The sequence below is a fragment of the Paenibacillus ihbetae genome (assembly GCF_002741055.1).
GTDB classification, from domain to species: Bacteria; Bacillota; Bacilli; order Paenibacillales; family Paenibacillaceae; genus Paenibacillus_AQ; species Paenibacillus_AQ ihbetae.
Map to the genome: position 1 here is coordinate 6,525,394 of NZ_CP016809.1, position 16,410 is coordinate 6,541,803.

General features: G+C 42.7%; 18 protein-coding genes, 1 rRNA gene and 2 pseudogenes. 15 read left to right on the forward strand and 6 right to left on the reverse strand.

The window, feature by feature from the left end:
• The first annotated feature begins 92 nt into the window (after positions 1-92).
• Positions 93-209, forward strand: a 5S ribosomal RNA gene (gene rrf, locus BBD41_RS29335).
• A 225-nt stretch (positions 210-434) separates the two neighbouring features.
• On the opposite strand, the gene BBD41_RS29340 is transcribed toward rrf, so the two are convergent.
• The 3 genes and pseudogenes from BBD41_RS29340 to BBD41_RS30520 form a co-directional block, all read right to left on the reverse strand.
• Positions 435-614: a hypothetical protein gene (locus BBD41_RS29340; protein WP_007131491.1), complete on the reverse strand. Its 180-nt coding sequence runs from the start codon at positions 612-614 to the stop codon at positions 435-437.
• A 5-nt stretch (positions 615-619) separates the two neighbouring features.
• Positions 620-736: pseudogene (locus BBD41_RS30410) on the reverse strand (AraC family transcriptional regulator); the annotation flags it as partial.
• A gap of 105 nt (positions 737-841) precedes the next feature.
• A complete protein-coding gene (locus tag BBD41_RS30520; protein WP_007131490.1) occupies positions 842-1,135 on the reverse strand; it encodes a DivIVA domain-containing protein in 294 nt (97 codons plus the stop codon).
• 221 nt (positions 1,136-1,356) lie between these two features.
• On the opposite strand from BBD41_RS30520, the gene BBD41_RS29355 reads away from it, so the two are divergent.
• The 9 genes and pseudogenes from BBD41_RS29355 (at position 1,357) to BBD41_RS29395 (ending at position 8,760) form a co-directional block, all read left to right on the forward strand.
• Positions 1,357-1,935, forward strand: coding sequence for a hypothetical protein (locus BBD41_RS29355; protein WP_077566371.1), 579 nt, complete (start codon positions 1,357-1,359; stop codon positions 1,933-1,935).
• A gap of 787 nt (positions 1,936-2,722) precedes the next feature.
• Positions 2,723-3,478 (forward strand): alpha/beta hydrolase, encoded by a 756-nt coding sequence (locus BBD41_RS29360; RefSeq protein ID WP_007131487.1) that lies wholly within the window; start codon positions 2,723-2,725, stop codon positions 3,476-3,478.
• Positions 3,479-3,893: 415 nt separating this feature from the next.
• The gene (locus BBD41_RS29365) at positions 3,894-4,436 is read left to right on the forward strand and encodes an RNA polymerase sigma factor (protein ID WP_007131486.1); all 543 of its coding nucleotides are present in this window, start codon (positions 3,894-3,896) and stop codon (positions 4,434-4,436) included.
• A gap of 40 nt (positions 4,437-4,476) precedes the next feature.
• The gene (locus BBD41_RS29370; RefSeq protein ID WP_237086969.1) at positions 4,477-5,499 is read left to right on the forward strand and encodes a hypothetical protein; all 1,023 of its coding nucleotides are present in this window, start codon (positions 4,477-4,479) and stop codon (positions 5,497-5,499) included.
• 206 nt (positions 5,500-5,705) lie between these two features.
• Positions 5,706-5,816 (forward strand): annotated as a pseudogene (locus BBD41_RS29375) (TetR/AcrR family transcriptional regulator); the annotation flags it as partial.
• Positions 5,805-5,957, forward strand: a complete 153-nt coding sequence (locus BBD41_RS30155; protein ID WP_206098277.1) for a hypothetical protein — start codon at positions 5,805-5,807, stop codon at positions 5,955-5,957. The pseudogene BBD41_RS29375 and the gene BBD41_RS30155, both read left to right, overlap by 12 nt.
• 510 nt (positions 5,958-6,467) lie before the next feature.
• The gene (locus BBD41_RS29385; RefSeq protein ID WP_099480309.1) at positions 6,468-7,214 is read left to right on the forward strand and encodes an amidohydrolase family protein; all 747 of its coding nucleotides are present in this window, start codon (positions 6,468-6,470) and stop codon (positions 7,212-7,214) included.
• Between the two features lie 132 nt (positions 7,215-7,346).
• Positions 7,347-8,228: a metallophosphoesterase family protein gene (locus BBD41_RS29390; protein ID WP_099480311.1), complete on the forward strand. Its 882-nt coding sequence runs from the start codon at positions 7,347-7,349 to the stop codon at positions 8,226-8,228.
• Complete coding sequence (locus tag BBD41_RS29395) at positions 8,173-8,760, forward strand: chloramphenicol phosphotransferase CPT family protein (protein ID WP_077566368.1); 588 nt, start codon at positions 8,173-8,175, stop codon at positions 8,758-8,760. Before BBD41_RS29390 ends, BBD41_RS29395 begins: the two co-directional genes overlap by 56 nt.
• A 417-nt stretch (positions 8,761-9,177) precedes the next feature.
• Here the strand turns inward: BBD41_RS29395 and BBD41_RS29400 are convergent, their stop codons facing one another.
• From BBD41_RS29400 to BBD41_RS29410, 3 genes are all read right to left on the reverse strand, one after another.
• Positions 9,178-9,480 (reverse strand): MFS transporter, encoded by a 303-nt coding sequence (locus BBD41_RS29400; protein ID WP_099480313.1) that lies wholly within the window; start codon positions 9,478-9,480, stop codon positions 9,178-9,180.
• Positions 9,480-10,547 (reverse strand): MFS transporter, encoded by a 1,068-nt coding sequence (locus BBD41_RS29405; RefSeq protein WP_157929352.1) that lies wholly within the window; start codon positions 10,545-10,547, stop codon positions 9,480-9,482. The genes BBD41_RS29400 and BBD41_RS29405 overlap by 1 nt, the downstream gene beginning before the upstream one ends.
• 129 nt (positions 10,548-10,676) lie before the next feature.
• Positions 10,677-11,102: a MarR family winged helix-turn-helix transcriptional regulator gene (locus BBD41_RS29410; RefSeq protein ID WP_099480317.1), complete on the reverse strand. Its 426-nt coding sequence runs from the start codon at positions 11,100-11,102 to the stop codon at positions 10,677-10,679.
• Positions 11,103-11,464: 362 nt separating this feature from the next.
• Here BBD41_RS29410 and BBD41_RS29415 point away from each other — a divergent pair, with 362 nt between their 5' ends.
• The 5 genes from BBD41_RS29415 (at position 11,465) to BBD41_RS29435 (ending at position 16,374) form a co-directional block, all read left to right on the forward strand.
• A complete protein-coding gene (locus BBD41_RS29415) occupies positions 11,465-12,397 on the forward strand; it encodes an ABC transporter ATP-binding protein (RefSeq protein ID WP_099480319.1) in 933 nt (310 codons plus the stop codon).
• 20 nt (positions 12,398-12,417) lie between these two features.
• Complete coding sequence (locus tag BBD41_RS29420) at positions 12,418-13,533, forward strand: ABC transporter permease (protein ID WP_099480321.1); 1,116 nt, start codon at positions 12,418-12,420, stop codon at positions 13,531-13,533.
• The gene (locus BBD41_RS29425; RefSeq protein ID WP_099480323.1) at positions 13,530-14,630 is read left to right on the forward strand and encodes an ABC transporter permease; all 1,101 of its coding nucleotides are present in this window, start codon (positions 13,530-13,532) and stop codon (positions 14,628-14,630) included. The genes BBD41_RS29420 and BBD41_RS29425 overlap by 4 nt, the downstream gene beginning before the upstream one ends.
• Positions 14,631-15,110: 480 nt before the next feature.
• Positions 15,111-15,776 carry a sensor histidine kinase gene (locus tag BBD41_RS30420; protein WP_237086971.1) on the forward strand — a complete coding sequence of 222 codons (666 nt, stop codon included), beginning with the start codon at positions 15,111-15,113 and terminating at the stop codon, positions 15,774-15,776.
• Positions 15,754-16,374 (forward strand): response regulator transcription factor, encoded by a 621-nt coding sequence (locus BBD41_RS29435; protein WP_099480327.1) that lies wholly within the window; start codon positions 15,754-15,756, stop codon positions 16,372-16,374. Before BBD41_RS30420 ends, BBD41_RS29435 begins: the two co-directional genes overlap by 23 nt.
• The last annotated feature ends 36 nt before the right edge of the window (positions 16,375-16,410 follow it).

Sequence of the window (16,410 nt, forward strand, 5' to 3'; positions counted from 1 at the left end):
TCTTGAAACGATTTTAAAGCTGCATGCCTTTTCTAAGGCTTGATATTTTGCTGATGAGCCATCATTGAAGCAAACGCAGCGCAAAAATCATGTTTGGTGGCGATGGCGGAAGGGTTCCACGCGTTCCCATACCGAACACGACCGTTAAGCCTTCCTGCGCCGATGGTACTTGGACCGAAGGGTCCCGGGAGAGTAGGACGCCGCCAAGCACACGTAAGACACTATCCATTAAGTTGATAGTGTCTATTTTTTGTTATATAGAGTTTATCGATGCAGACAGAGTTACGCAGTATTTGGATGGTCCTGACATCGTATTGTCTTCATTTCTCAATTGCAAAAAAGCGATTGCCATATGCAGGAAGACAACTTAATGCTTTTTGACATGGTATAAACAAGTAGTACAATATTATGTTTGTTTATTTATAAATGTAAGCTTATACGCTAACCGAAACAATGGCGCCAACTTTCTGTAAAATTAGTAGTCCGCTTTCAATTCGTTCAATGAAGTATTTCTTTTCTTCTAAGACAATAACATCATTTTCATAAAGCTTAACTTCACTTTTGAAGTAGATAAAGTTATCTGATCCTGGTATGGCTCCTTTATAGTAATTCACGGTGTTCAACTCCTTAATCCGCTTCTGAATTCCCTAAAACCTTTAGGTGTTTTTCCTTGGACCTTTTTTAAGGATTGTATGAAGTGATTCACATGATTGAAGCCCACCTTGCGAGCGATCTCGAGCGCCGACTAACATTTGCTGGCAGATTGCTGCTAGAGAGCACACAAAAGGGGCCTCATAAGGCCTCTTTTGTGTCAATACCCTCGTCTGGACAGGAACCTCCCTTAATCTTTCGGTCTGCCGAAACAATGAATCTCTAGTTCGCGAAGTCGTTGATGGAGGCCTGCAGGAACGCTTGAAGGAGTCGCATGATTTAACAACATAACTACATATTCCTGAAGCTCCTTTATTATTTTGTTATATGTTTCATAGTCTTTAATGATCCTATCCAAATAATCGTTAACTTGGTCCTGGTCATACCCACGAAGCCTGTGGTCAAACTCGTGCATATGTATTTCGAGAGGGGTGAGTTCTATTCCCTGTTCAGTTGGTTTCCTTAATAAACGTTCTTTTTCCATTCTCTTCACCGTCCTTAATGGTTACTACGATTCATTATAGCGGGATGTTTCAAAAGGTTTAACATTGAAAATTCAAAACTGGACCATTAAATTGTATATTTCTCTTTAGATTGTTTCTCTTATCGGGCAGGAAAACTCCAGGATGTGGTAATATTTATATTGCAATATACTTTGTAAATGGCAACCCTAATTTTAAGAAGCGGCCGGTTTGAGGTGAACGAATGAATTTTAGATGTGAATGTGGACAAAGAATACACGATACGACGGATTATTTATCCTATAAGGGATATTTAATATCGGATCAAGATCAGTTTGATCTCCTGGACGAGATTGACGATGCTATTGAGAAATCGGGACCGTCATCAACAGATAAAGAAGAGGCTGCAATGAGAATCCGATCATTAATAGGCACACTTTTTAAAACGGTTTATCAATGTTCCAATTGCGGTAATTTCTTCATTGATAATAATCATCCTAGGCTAGAAATGTTCAGAGGAGTTAACCCAGTAAATAGAAATTTATTGATGTCGGCTCTCGGGGACAAGTGGAAGGGTTTTATATTTGCGGAGTGGAAAGATAAAATTCCCGATTGGCAAACGTCCAATGGAATCCTGTATAACGAAACAAATGCAAGCTCTCTAACCGTGCGATTAGACGGAAATGGAAAATACAGTGCTTGGGAAACCTTGGAGCAGGATTATTATAAGTTATTTAATGAACTGAAGAATAAGAATGCCATAAGGTACAGCCATTTAAAAAAGAACAATACAGTCATTCATTCATGGAGCTTAAAAAAATAACTTCTATGGAGGAATCCTTAAGAAAACCGGGGTTGTTCTTCCACCAAAAAATGTCCCATACAAGGGGAACGGAGTTTCTTTTTGATTGGATTCTCAATAGCCGGGGGACAAGAACAAAGTCTGATTACCGATTAGATTAGATAAGCTTTTAGCTGCATTTCACTGCTACCTTAAGCTGAATTATTTTTGAAAATCGGAACTTTCACAAATTTATTTTCGTATAAAACTACATGAAAGCTACACATAAGTTGAGTAAAAAGGAATCACCAAAGGAGATCAAATTATGCTTACTAATAAAAAAAGCAAAAAAGGAATCGAAGAAAAATTTGATAATACTGAAAAAGTAATGACGATCGGCGAAATTTTTTACTGGATTACCAGGTCAGTAGCCAAATTACTAAATTAGATGGATATCCTTGTTCACTTATTTGCACTGTAGGTAACGTGTGTTTTATTAAAATTATGAAAATAGTATCCGTTTCGTAAGGTAGCTGACCAGTATGGGTCGGCTATCTTTATTTTAATGGCAAGGAGAGGTCAGGCGTCAGACGGATAAGAACATAACCCTTCAGAGATCCGAGCATAAGGAGGGTTTAACGTTTATAGGACCAAGACTTATCCTTTTATAGGACAAGATCTTGATCCTATTGCCAACTGAATCCTTATTCATCATCATAGCCTCCGGGAATATTTTATGACAATTTATCCATATCAACAAATTAAACTTGTAATTATACTTACCGGTAAATATAATTTAATTTATTTCAAGTGAAGGGAAGTGTCAACCATGAAGAAGAAAAACAAATGGATTAGAAGGCTGGTATGGGGATGCTCATTGTTCGTGATTGTTGCAATTGGCTTATTCATATACCTGAAATTGATAACCTACAGTCCTTCCAGTCAAGCGGAGCTCGCTTTTCAGAGCGATAATTTGGTCAAAGTAACAGAGGTAAAAGACGGTTACAAATTTGAGGCTGGTATGGGGAAGGTAATCGAACCTAATATTATTTTTTACCCTGGAGGTCTGGTAGAACCGAAAAGCTATTCCCCCTTTGCGAGGGAACTCGCAAAACTGGGACATCGCGTATACATTGCAGACATGCCGCTGAATCTAGCCATTTTTGGTCAAAATAAAGCCAACTCCTTTCTTGAAGAACACCCCGATGAATCATACGTTATTGGGGGACATTCTTTAGGAGGTTCATTTGCAGCCAGATATGCTTCTGAACACAGTAAGGAGCTTGAGGGAATATTTTTCTTGGCTTCTTACGCTGATGATACGGGTTCAATAAAAGATTCAGATCTGTCTGTATTGCAAATAACAGGGACATCAGATGGAGTACTCAACAGAGAAGCTTGGGAAAGGGCTAGAACCAACCTACCTGCAGACACTTTGTATGTCAGTATCGAGGGAGGGAACCATGGACAATTTGGATCATATGGAAAGCAAAAAGGGGATCATGATCCAGCCATTGATGAGGAAGAGCAATTAGAAAAGGTTGTTCTTGCTATAGAGGATTGGATCACCGAAATGAACAAATAGCCGAAAGTCACTCCGGATTTTTCCCGAGTGACTTTTTTTGATGAGAAAAAAATATTTTTGATAATATTTCATTAACGGTTGCTCACTTATATTGGCTATCTGTTGAAGAGCTGGGTTTCCTTTACTTCTTACATACATATCGTGGAGTTACTAACTGTCGCCGCATCCGGGCTGGGGAATGCGTAACCCGGATGCCGCACAAGTTCGCGAGCAAAACAGGAAATGGGGTGTGGGAGGAGCCAAATCAGATATTCATCGCTCCAGCTAAGCCGTTATCGGGTTCCGATAACGGTTTTTTGTGAATTTTTATTGGACTTCATGTAGGGTTTCCGGAATTAATGGTGTCTTATATAGTAGCACCGGATTTATGGGCTTAGTTCAACTAAAAGAGATGGTTATAAAGGGGGGAGGATCCATGGAGGATCGGACATTGTTGTACGGTATTGCTCGGAAAGATCCGAAATGTTTTGAAACATTGGTTGACCGATATTCACGCTACATAGCCGCGGTGGTTGCTAAGGTGGCTGGTGGACGGTTTAATTCCTACGATGTGGAGGAAATCACCGGGGACGTGCTGGTCAAGCTGTGGACAGACGGGCCCAAAATCATGCTGCGTGGAGATAGCCTCAAGCCTTACCTGGCCATAGCCGCGCGTAATCATACTTTGAATGTTTTGCGAAAAAGGCAGCGGGTCATAGAATCGGAACTGGAAGATGATGCGGTTTCTTGTCCTTCTGCAGAGGCACTGGCTATTCTGCGACAGGAGAAGGAAGCGATTAGCGGCATGGTCCAGGATATGGGGGAACCGGATCGTGAAATCTTTATCCGCAGATACTTCTATTTGGAGAAAGTCCGGGATATTGCAAGCAGGCTGAATATGCAGGAGAAAGCCGTCACTGCCCGGATCCGCCGGGCGAAGGATAAACTGCGCATCCATTATGAAACCGAGAATCCGTAGGATTTTTATAAGGAGCGTGTCTATAGGAGTGAAGCTTCAAATGAATAGCGAAAGGGGATGGATGCAAGTGAAGCGACGAATTGTAGATATCATGGCCAATATCGACAATCAGGAACTGGGGAAACTCCTTCTTACGGAGGAAGAGGAACGCGAGTTGACGCAGCATATCAGTATGGAACGCATCAAGAATCGAGCGATGAACCGTATTCAAGAGGAGGAAACGATGATGTTTAAAAACAGGAAGGTAAAAAAATATAAAGCCAGTATCGTTATCGCTGCCGCGATGATTATGATACTTAGCACGACCGCTTTTGCGAGCCAGTACATGGATAGCTTGAAGCAGTTCTTCGGCCAATCCGCATCCATTGCGGAAGACGAACGGTCACCTATACAAGGGACAGATACCGCCTCCGGGGTAACCATGAATGTGGAAGAAGGGATATATGTCGGCAACAGCGGTTATTTGGTGGTCAGCTTCATGAAAGAGGATGGCATGCCATTCCCAGAGGGTGCTTCGATACCTGCACTTGAACTGAATATGGAACATAATGTGAATTATATGGTGGGGCAGCAGCTTGTTGACGATAACAAAAAGCTTGTCGGCGTATTTGAGATGGATGCGATGAATGACCTCGACGGGCTGAAGGCACGGATCACAGCCGATCGAATCACGTCAGCGGACAACACCCAAGCCGTGGAAGGCCCTTGGGATGTACAATTCACCATTTCTCCCGGGAAGCAAAGAGAGCAGAGTCTGAATCTGACGATTGATGAGGGTGAGGAGGCAATGTCTCTCAGTACTATTAGTGTTTCTTCCATCGGGGTAGCTATCGAAGGCAAGCGTACCGACGGTGAGCTGGATAAACTGCCGGAGTATACGCCGGAGGTTAAGGTTATTGCCGCTGACGGATCAGAACTGATGCTGCATGTCAGCTCGACAAGTACCACAAAGAACGGATTTCAATGGCTGTATAATCTCGACAGCAAGAATAACCTCGTTTTTCTAGGGGATGTAGACATCAAGAGCATCAGCATTGACGGCAACGTGACGGAGTTGAAGTAAATATAGATATATAGTGGCAGGGGCAACGATCAAAGGGCAGAAGCGTCGACTTCTGCCTTTTATTCATGAGGACCTGACAATATCACTTATTCGAGTTCGAGGTTGATTTTCTTCATATCTGTATGAGAAATGGAGCTGTAATGCTCTATAGACTTCTCTCCAATAAGATTCCAACTTGTTTGGCCATAATTTCCGGGGGATAAGGCAGTTCTTTTAGAAGTCGGCTTCAAAGTTATGTAATGGGAGGATTCAAAGGTGAGATTGATCGGGAAAGCGGCAGAAATGTGGATTTAAGTGAAGATGTTATGTTGCAATACCGGTTTTGGTTGTACGGGATCATGGTCCGTCTTGTCCAAGATGCCGAGAAGCTGACCGAAGAAGAACAGGAGCAATTTGAGCAGGCGACTTCCAAGCTGGCTCCGTACTTCGAGAAGATTACCGGTACCGCCAACAAGTAAGACTTCAGGAAGTGTATATGACATGAGTAAGCCACCTGGTCCTTTCCAAGCGGCTTATTTTACATGCTGTATTAAGAATTGACTGAGCTTGTAGGTTGTATTCATAAGACATCCTTAATTATAGGATAGGTTTGAATATCCTAGATAATGGATTCTCAAAGAAATACTTACTTAATGAATACTTATTGGATTTGTGCTTTTAATTTCCGCCTCAGCTGTAGGACAAGAACTAGTCCGATTACCGGTTAAATGAAAATCTAAGCAATTCCAATGCTATTTCATTAAGCTAAAGGGTTGGAATAGCTTAATGAAGAGGATCCATATAAAATGTGACTCTAAAGAAAAACATGCGACAAACTCATATAATTTTATCAATGTTGGGTGCTTTTTATCTTAGTGTTTTTCAGTTAGAATATAGATGAAGCATTAGTGAAACTTAATTTCATTAGATGAAACACATGTGTACCTTTTTCTAATGCTTACATCTGGCGATAGGAGAGGAGAAATATCATGCGAACCATTTTTGATACACACCTACACATCATAGACCCACGTTTTCCATTAATAGAGAATCAAGGATTCTTACCTGAGCCCTTTACCTGCAAAGACTATTTAGATAAAGTTCAGGAACTAAATGTAATGGGAGGTGCTATTGTATCGGGTTCATTTCAAGGATTCGATCAAAACTATCTCATTGATTCGTTGCAAAAACTCGGTGAGAATTTTGTTGGTGTAACTCAATTGCCACATGATACGTCAGATGAAGAAATAATCAGGCTGCATGGCTACGGTGTAAGAGCCATTCGTTTTAATGTCAAGCGAGGAGGTTCGGAAGACATCTCCCGTTTAGACTACTTCGCCAGGAGAGTTCATGAGTTAGTAGGATGGCACGCTGAATTATATATTGATTCTACTTCTTTACCTGAAATTGCAACAACTTTGGAAAAACTCCCTGCAGTATCGGTAGATCATTTGGGTTTATCAAGAGAGGGGTTTAATAACCTTCTATCTTTAGTCGATAAGGGAGTTAAAGTAAAAGCAACCGGCTTTGGTAGGGTTGATCTTGATGTAACAGAGGCTATCCGTACAATTTATTCAATTAACCCAGATGCCTTAATGTTTGGAACCGATTTACCTTCAACGAGAGCAAAGAGACCTTATGATCATTCTGATATTGAATTGATTTACAACACTCTTGATAAAGATCAAGCTGAAAAAGTCTTGTATAAGAATGCGATTAAATGGTATATGAAATAACTATATTGAGCGAAGCGTATTGAGGAGCTTTAGGATATTACTAGCAGGAGATGGCGAATTTTAGCCGTTTGTCCTTAGCCTGTTCAACGAAGACCCGTCGATATAAACGTGATGGCAATGGCATAGTATATTATGAAAGATTCAACTGAGACAGGAGGGTTCTGTATCAGATCATTGATAATTAGTGATGTTCATGGTTGTCTCGATGAATTCAACTTGTTGCTAAGCAAAGTTAATTATAGGCCTCAACATGATGAGTTGATTTTATTGGGAGACTACGTTGATCGAGGGATAAAGAGCAGAGAGGTCGTGCAGCGAGTCAAGGAATTGCATGAAGAGTTTGGGGTGGTTGTACTAAAGGGAAACCATGATGATATGATGGTAAACGCCCTGATCAACAATGATGAGAGCCTTAATGCTCATTGGTTAAATAATGGAGGGTATCAGACGATAGAGAGTTATTGTGGTTTTGACTTCTTGGAGGAGCAATTTGATTGGAATACATATATAAAAGCCAAGGAATTTATTCGTAATCACTTTCAACCGCACATTGATTTTCTTAATGATCTGTCATTGTACCATGAAACCGATACTCATATCTTCGTACATGCCGGGATCAACCCATTCTATGAGGATTGGAAAAAACAGCCCGATGACGATTTTTTGTGGATCAGAGACATATTCATTAACAATCTCACAGGTACAGATAAGATCGTCGTTTTTGGCCATACGCCATGCGTTTATTTGCACTCATCTGCAGATATTTGGTTTAGTCCTCTTGAGGATAAGATAGGTGTTGACGGAGCATGTGCCTACGGTAAGCAGCTTAACTGCCTGGAGATAAATCATGGTGAGTACTTTCTACATTCTGTTAAAAAAGGTGAAAGCCCTCCCAATTTGGCAAGAGATAAGACGATATGTGAACGCTACGCCAATCCTATACGTGAGGGTGATTCGTTTGAAGCAAGGGATTATTGTGTTAATGAACGGAACTTCAAGTTCAGGGAAGACTAGTATTTCTATAGAACTGATGAATCAAACAGAGATTCCATTTCATTATTTATCAATAGATCATTTTATTAAAGAATTCAACACCAAATTTTTAGATGTTGTTGAACCTACAAGAGAAGTAGATCAGCAAAGGATCGGACAAATCATTTTTGATCCCTTACTCTCCGTGTACTATTCGACAATAAAATTGTTTTCAGAAATTGGTGTGAATGTAATAGTAGATACCGTAATCGACAACGACAAGTGGTTGAATGAATGTCTTGATCTGTTTTTCGATCAGCCTACGTTATTTGTAGGAGTAATATGCTCGAAAGAAGAACTCATTAGAAGAGAGCAAGCAAGAGGAGATAGAGTTATTGGACTAGCGGCTTCACAGTTCAACAAGGTATATAGCATTGATGAGTACGACCTCAAAGTAAATACGGAAAAGATGAATCCAAAAGAATGTGCCGAAAAGATATTAAGTTATATGAAGTCCAATAAGGAATACTTGGCATTTAAGAATTTAAGTAAAAGAGATGTTAGTGTTTCATAAAAGGCGCCCTCATATAACAATGTTTTCACGAATCGTCGGACAAGCCGCCACGGATGTTCGATCACCTTAAGCGAACAGAATCGAGGGACAAGAATATAGGCTCATGGAAAGTCGCTAATTTAGCGGCTTTCTTGGATTTTATCGCTATTCGCCAGATTTCTCATAAATAGATCTTTGCGCTTTATTATTAATTGTTAGAAAATACTCTCGCCTACAAGAGGAGAATCGTCTGCAGTTTTTGCTAATAAGTCGGAGCTGCGCGGCTCCGACTTATCGTTTTGCAACAATTACCTACCCTACGAATCGGATAACCGGTTATCTTTCGTTATACGCTTCAGGGACGAGGTCGCTTGATATGACTCGTTGCTCCTCTTCATCGAGCTGGTTGCGGTTTCGACCCGTAAATAAACGTTTTGGTTACGAGACCTTACGGAACTGCCGAAGGACGACAAGCATTAATACAGCATACAAGCCGTTAAGCAAGATCGTATCGTTGAAAGCGTTCAGGAAAACCGAAGACGTGAAGTGGGCGCCGGAGGAGACGCTATGGAAGATCATTCCGGCAAACACCGTTCCAATAGCATAAGCGATTTCTAAATTAGCGGATAAGATGCCGGATGCGGACCCTGCTTCTTCCTCTTGAACGTGCTGAAGTGCGACGTAGTTGATCGGGGCCGAAAGAAGGCCCATTGCCAATCCCGCAAGCAATGCAGCAGGCATCAGTTCATACCCCGACATAGCTTGATCGAGGAAAGTTCCCGGGGCAATGAACACAGATAACTAAACCCCAGTAAAAGAACGCCGGCCGTAAGCGTCTTCCTCCCGTATTTTTCAGCCAATCTTCCACCTGTCAGCGACATGAAAGCAAATCCAAGCGCAAGGGGAGTGAAGATGATCCCCGATTCAAGGGCCGTTACGCCGAGTCCATTTTGCAGCAGCAACGGCAAGGCGAGAAAGAGAGCGGCGTTGCCGCTATAAAACAGCAGAACCAGTAAATTTCCTAGTGAAAATGACTTTTGCTTGAAAAGCGACAATTTGATTAATGGAGAGGTTAAGGGATGTGTTTTTATTTTTTGTTCATATCGAACAAAGTACCAAATGAGCACAGGAGTGAGCAGTAAACTCGCCAACGACCAGACAGGCCAGCCCAAGTCGTTCCCAAATGTCAAAGGAATGCTGAATGTAAGCAAAGCAAGAGTAACGAGTATGGTACCGACCGTATCCATTCGTTTGCCTTTCGCTTCCGTTGATGCACTTTCATCCACCGCGAAGTTGGCGAGCACAAACGCAGCAATGCCGATCGGCAGATTAATCAGGTAAATCATTCGCCACCCCAAATCGAGGATATTCCCTGTTATTAACCACCCGCCAAGGAGCTGTGATATCGTTGACGCAAACCCCCCGACGGCGGCATAAGCTCCCAGTGCGATCCCCCGAGTTCTTCCATGAAAGTTAACTTGAATGATCGATAATACTTGCGGAACCATGAGGGATGCGCTAACCCCTTGAATGCCGCGCATCACGATAAGAATGTCGGCATTGGGGGCGAGACCCGCCCCTAGCGAAGACAAAGTAAATAAGCCAATTCCATAGAGAAAAATCTTCCTGCGGCCGTATTTGTCACCCAAGCGTCCGCCTAGGATCAACAAAATTCCGAACACAAAGTTATAGACCGCGAGGATAAGATGCGTCTGCGCATCGGTAGCATGTAAATTTTGCTGGATAGCCGGTATGGCAACAATTGAACTGAACCCGTTCAAGATTGATAAAAATACTGCCAAGAGCATGACAATGAGTGCTGTCCATTGTCTCGTTCCAACGTTTATATCCACTGACGTTTGTATAATTTAGATGGCATTTTACCCTCCAATGTTATTTCATTGTTTGTAAACACAACTATAAATATATAAATTTTTCTATTTCTCTAGTTTCAGGCTTACTTGATGAAGCTGCTTTGTCAATTGCTTACCGAAAACACTGATCAGATCTGAATAACGGCGATACAGGTTGATCCAAGCCGCCTCAAGGTCGGCTTGAAGCGCATTGCCCTTGTCGGTCGAGTGAATGAGGGACTGCTTGCCTTGCTGTTCAGTATATAAGAGCCCTTTGGTCTGCAGTTTTTCGAGTGTAATAGTGGAAGGTGCAATATGCAATACCTCTCCGAGCTCTTTCTGTGATATGCCCTGATGGTCATTTATGGCGATCATGACAAAAGCGTAAGCGGGGGGTAACCCCGAAGGGAAAAACGCCTCGTCGGCCATTTTGGTCATTGTTCGGGTAACCTGATTTGTCGTAAAGTATAAACAACCTTGCAGCAATTGACTTGTCAAGGGTGTAGTCATAACACACCTCCTCCACATGTTGTTTGTACATACAATAATATAATCCCCTTGGATATATCTGTCAAGGGGGTTTACTGAAATGCTTTCGAGGCTCCATTGGGACGTACATAGGAAGCATAAGTAGCAGAAACCGATGGTACTTCGATTACTTATTTGGCGGATTTGAATTCGAAAGATCCACTTTTAGGGGAGCAGGCACATTCAGTCACATTCGGTACCAAGAGAACCGACGCCATGACAAGCCGTAAGTAAGCAGTCATGACATTTGTCATTTTAGTTCATTCCTCTAATCACTATGAGTACGTTCTTAACATGAGTAAGATGATAACACACACAATGAAAAAAAGTGAGGAGTATGAGGGATGATCATAGAGGTGAACAATCTGATTAAGCGATACAACGATTTTTTGGCATTAGACCATATCAGTTTTTCGATAAGGGAAGGAGAAATCTTTGGTTTGCTGGGTCCAAATGGAGCAGGTAAATCCACGACGATCAGCATCCTTTCAGGATTGACAGGATTTGACGGTGGAGAGGTTCGATTTTTAGGAAAGAAAATCGGCAGGAATGAGATGGAGTCCAAACGTGAGCTGGGGATCGTCCCCCAGGATATTGCCTTGTTTGAGGATTTGACCGCACAGGAGAATTTGGACTATTTTGGACGCTTGTATGGACTGAAGGGCAAACTGCTTAAGGAACGGATCAAGGAGGCGCTGGCTTTCACAGGCCTTACGGAACGAAGAAAAGATCGGCCTAAAGGTTTCTCGGGCGGGATGAAAAGAAGGCTCAATATCGCCTGCGCGATCCTGCACCACCCCAAATTAATTATTATGGATGAACCAACGGTAGGCATTGATCCCCAATCAAGGAATCATATCATGGAATCGATTAAAGAATTGAACCGCATTGGTTCGACCATCATATACACCTCGCATTATATGGAAGAGGTCGAAGAGATTTGTACGAAAGTTGCCGTCGTGGATCGAGGACGAGTGATTGCTCAAGGAACAAAGGAAGAGTTGAAATCACTTGTATCATTGGAAGAGAAAATTACGATCGAATTGTCATCCGTTAATTTCAATATGGTGGAAGGCATCAAAAACATCGAAAGTATCAGCGAGTGCGTTGTAAACGGGAACCGCTTAGATGTGGTAGGCAAGAAAGGTGAAAAAAATGTTAGCCGCATCATACAGGTCATATCCGAATCGGAAGCCGATATTTTGTCCTTGAATGTTGAAAAGCCCAGCCTGGAGGCCGTTTTCTTGACGTTAACAGGCAGGTCGCTCCGAGATTAATCAAGAGGGGAGGGAACGTAATGAAAGTTTGGACGATTGCTTTTTATACAGCGTTACGTCATGTACGGGATATTAAAGCGATGGCTGCCTTTCTATTGCTGCCGCTAGTCATGATGCTGCTACTCGGCACTATGCAAAGCAGCAAATTTACACCAACCAACGTAGAGCCCTTGAATGTGGGGTTCCTCAATAAAGACGATGGCAGAGTAGGTACCGAACTCAAAAATTATCTGCAATCTCAAAAGGTCCGGGGACTAATTCATCTGGTACCCGTTACGGATATGGGCGAAGGGTACGATTTTATGAAAAACGATAAAATCAATAGCTTAATCCATGTGCCGGCTCATCTTTCTGAACAGCTCCACCAGGGAGAGGAGGGGCGGGTGGAGTTTTACGGTAATGAGGATTATCCCTTCATACAGCCTGTCGTGGAAAACTTCATCCGAACGCATAATTTATTGTTACTAGCGGATCAAGTAGGGAATCATGCCGCAGATTCAGCGGGAGACCCGAGCATTCGTGAGGTAAAGCTAGAAACATCAGGGAAAATCCCGACCGGCGTTGATTATTACGCCGTTACGACGATGTTCCAATTCCTGCTGCTTGGTGCACTGTTTGGGGTGTTTGCCGTGACGAAGGATATCGGGAACCATACCTATTCGAGATTTTTAGCCGCCCCCGTGAAAAGCAGCAGGGTAACCTTAGGTAAGCTGTTGGGCAGTTTGATCACGGTGTACGGGATCTCAATGTTTCTGTTTCTAGTATCCAAATATGTCTTCCGCGCGAACTGGGATACTCGTTTGTGGATGATTATGCTGGTTCTGCTCTTGTTCGCTGCAATCTCGGTTTCGTTTGGCATGATCATGGCGTATTTTACCAAAAGCACGATGGTTTCCTCACTTTCTCTCTTTATTCTTTCGTTCGTATTCACGCTGATCTCCGGCGGCATTACGCCGATTGATGGAGCTGTATTTGATACACTAAGCTGGTTTACGCCTAACTCATACGGCCAAAAAGTACTGTTTAGCAGTATATATGATGGAACCTTCATGTCTTCGGCCATGTTCGGCCTCACCTTGTATACGGGGATTACTGTGGCGTTGGCCATGGTTTTAGAAAGGAGGAGGGTGGCTTGAGCATCTTCAAACATACGATTAAACGATTATTCCGGAATAAGCTTCAGCTTATCTTCATTATTCTATTCCCGCTTGCTTACATGTCGCTTGGGTTAATAGACGATCAGCAGCCGCTTAAAGCGGCGGTCATCGATCATGATCAAACGGAATTAACGAAGATGCTTATACATGAATTAGAGACAAAGGTTGAGATGAAGACCGTCAAAGAGAAGGATATCGAACGAGAACTAAAGGACTTGAAGGTTGATTACGTCTTAGTGATTGATCATGGATTTACAGAAAGACTCATCCATGAGGGGGAGAGCAGTGGACTGAGTGAATACTCCGTAAAGGAATCGAATGTATCGCAGCCGCTAAGCATCTATCTGAGGGAGTGGGGTGTTCAGGTTAGGGCGATTGCTGCCAACACAGGTCATCAGCCCGATGCCTTCTATACTTCATACAAGCAATACGAGGAACGGAGTCCACTCAAACTGGATAGCCGTCCTATGGAAAATCAGCAGGAAGAGAAGTCACGCAAAGTGCTCGGTTTTCTTGTCATTCCTATTCTGTATACTTCACTGATTGCAGGCCTGCAGATCATATCCAACCGAAATAATCATACGTTATACCGGACACTAGCTGCGCCTGTCCGCATTCGCAGCTATATGCTCCAAATGGTCGGCAGCTTTTTATTCGTCGCGGTTATTCAACTCACCTTTGCCATGCTTATATTGAAATGGGGCTACCGAGTTCCTATGAATCATTCGGAATGGGGGATATATGCACTCCTCTTAATGTTTTCAGTGGCTGCTGTCTCCTTTGGAGTGGCTGTCAGTTCCATCTCGAAATCGATCCTTCAAGCCTGCCTGATTGGCATCTGCCTTATTGAGCCGATATCCATGCTGGGCGGGGCATACGGCCCACTTGACTGGGCGCCTGACATCGTCCGAACAATAAGCCAATTTACCCCGGTGTATTGGGTGATGGATGGTATCGATCAACTTTTACACGGCCAGACCCTTCTTGGTCTTGGTAGGCAGGTGGTCATGATCATTCTGTTCGCGATTATTTTCTTCCTAACCGGGACCATAAGAAAAACAGATATCGCCAAGTAGGATCATTTGGTATACTGTGTCCAAAAGTGATTGGAAAGGTCTGACATGAACTATATTGTGAAAACCGTCATTTTCGGATTTCTCATCATTGAGTTGATCTTGGCGGGAAATATTCCTTATGAGCAGCTCTTGATTGTTATGATGGCAATTGTCCTGCAGCTAATAAAGGAACGATATTTCGATTCCGTATGGTTGACCGTCGCAATGCTCTTGCTTACTTGTGCAGGCGTTGCGATGGATTCTCATTTCTCAATATGGTTTGCCATCGTATTCTATGACTTTATGCTAAAAAAAGGATGGTTCTGGCCATCGCTCCTTCTAGTATGCGTTGTAATTTTTCTAACCTATGTTCCGCAATTTTATTGGCTTGTCGTATTCATTTTCCTTTCCGGTATGCTGGCTTATCAGATCCGGAAGAAGAGGGAAGAAGCAAGCCACTTTACTTTGACGATTGACAATGAGCGGAGATTGCGTTATGAGTTGGAGCAAGCAAAGGCCCAGCTTTTGCTTGCCTCTAAAGAAATTGCCGGGATCACCGAGGTGAAGGAGCGCAACCGGATCGCACGCGAAATCCATGATAGTGTCGGCCATAATCTGGCGGGTATTTTTATTCAACTGCAGGCTGCCCAAAAAATTCATGTCAAAGATGAAAACAAGGCGATGAGCATTGTCAAAACGTCTATCGATGGTCTAGCAAATACGATTGAACTGCTCAGGGATACGGTTCATAATATCAAGCCGCGGGAAAGCCTCGGTGCAGATTACTTTCAAGGAATTATTGAAAACTATCAATTTTGTCCCGTGGAATTGCAAATGAGCGGAGATTTCAATAGTGTGCCATCTGCGCACTTGGAGCTTCTAAGTGCAACGATCAAGGAAGCATTGACCAATACGGCACGATATTCCCAAGCAACGATGGTAGAAATCAAAATTGATGTGAATCCGGTCTATACCCGATTGTCCGTTAAGGATAACGGAATCGGCAGTGCAAACATTAAGGAAGGCTTAGGGCTAAGCGGGATGAAGGAACGTACCCGCAATTTGGGTGGAAGTTTTAGTTTTCACTCGCAGGACGGATTTATGATCGTTTGTGTCATACCAAGACAGAAGGGAGGAGAAATGTTTGAAGGTACTTATCGTGGATGACGATGCGTTAATTCGGGACGGACTCAAGATTTTGATTGAAATAGAAGACGATTTCGAAGTAATCGGTACGGCGGCCAACGGGCAGGAAGCTTTTGAGATGTGTCAACTTAAGAGTCCGGATTTGGTGCTGATGGATATACGCATGCCTGTTATGGATGGCGTTCAGGGTACCCGACTGATCAAACGTCATTTTCAAAATATGAAGGTTGTTCTTTTGACGACGTTTAAGGATGAGGAATACATTAAAGAAGCTGTAAAATCCGGCGCGGAAGGGTACATACTGAAGAATCAGTCCTCTGAGAGCATAATCGAAAGCCTCCGTGCAGTAGAGAAAGGAAATACCGTTTTTGAGAAAGAAGTAGCCCAAGCCTTATCCAACTTACTAAAAGAGGATAAGAAGCCTGTATCAACTTTAGGATTGAATCCCCGCGAACTAGAAGTATTGGCGCTTGTTTCCAGCGGACATTCAAATAAGGAGATTGCCGAGCTCTTATTCTTGAGTGAAGGTACCGTGCGGAATTATGTGACCACACTGCTTGAAAAACTACATTTTCGTGATCGAACACAGCTTGCTATATTTTATCTTAAGCATCAATAAATGGATAATTAATCTTAATAGAGGAGGATATGGAAT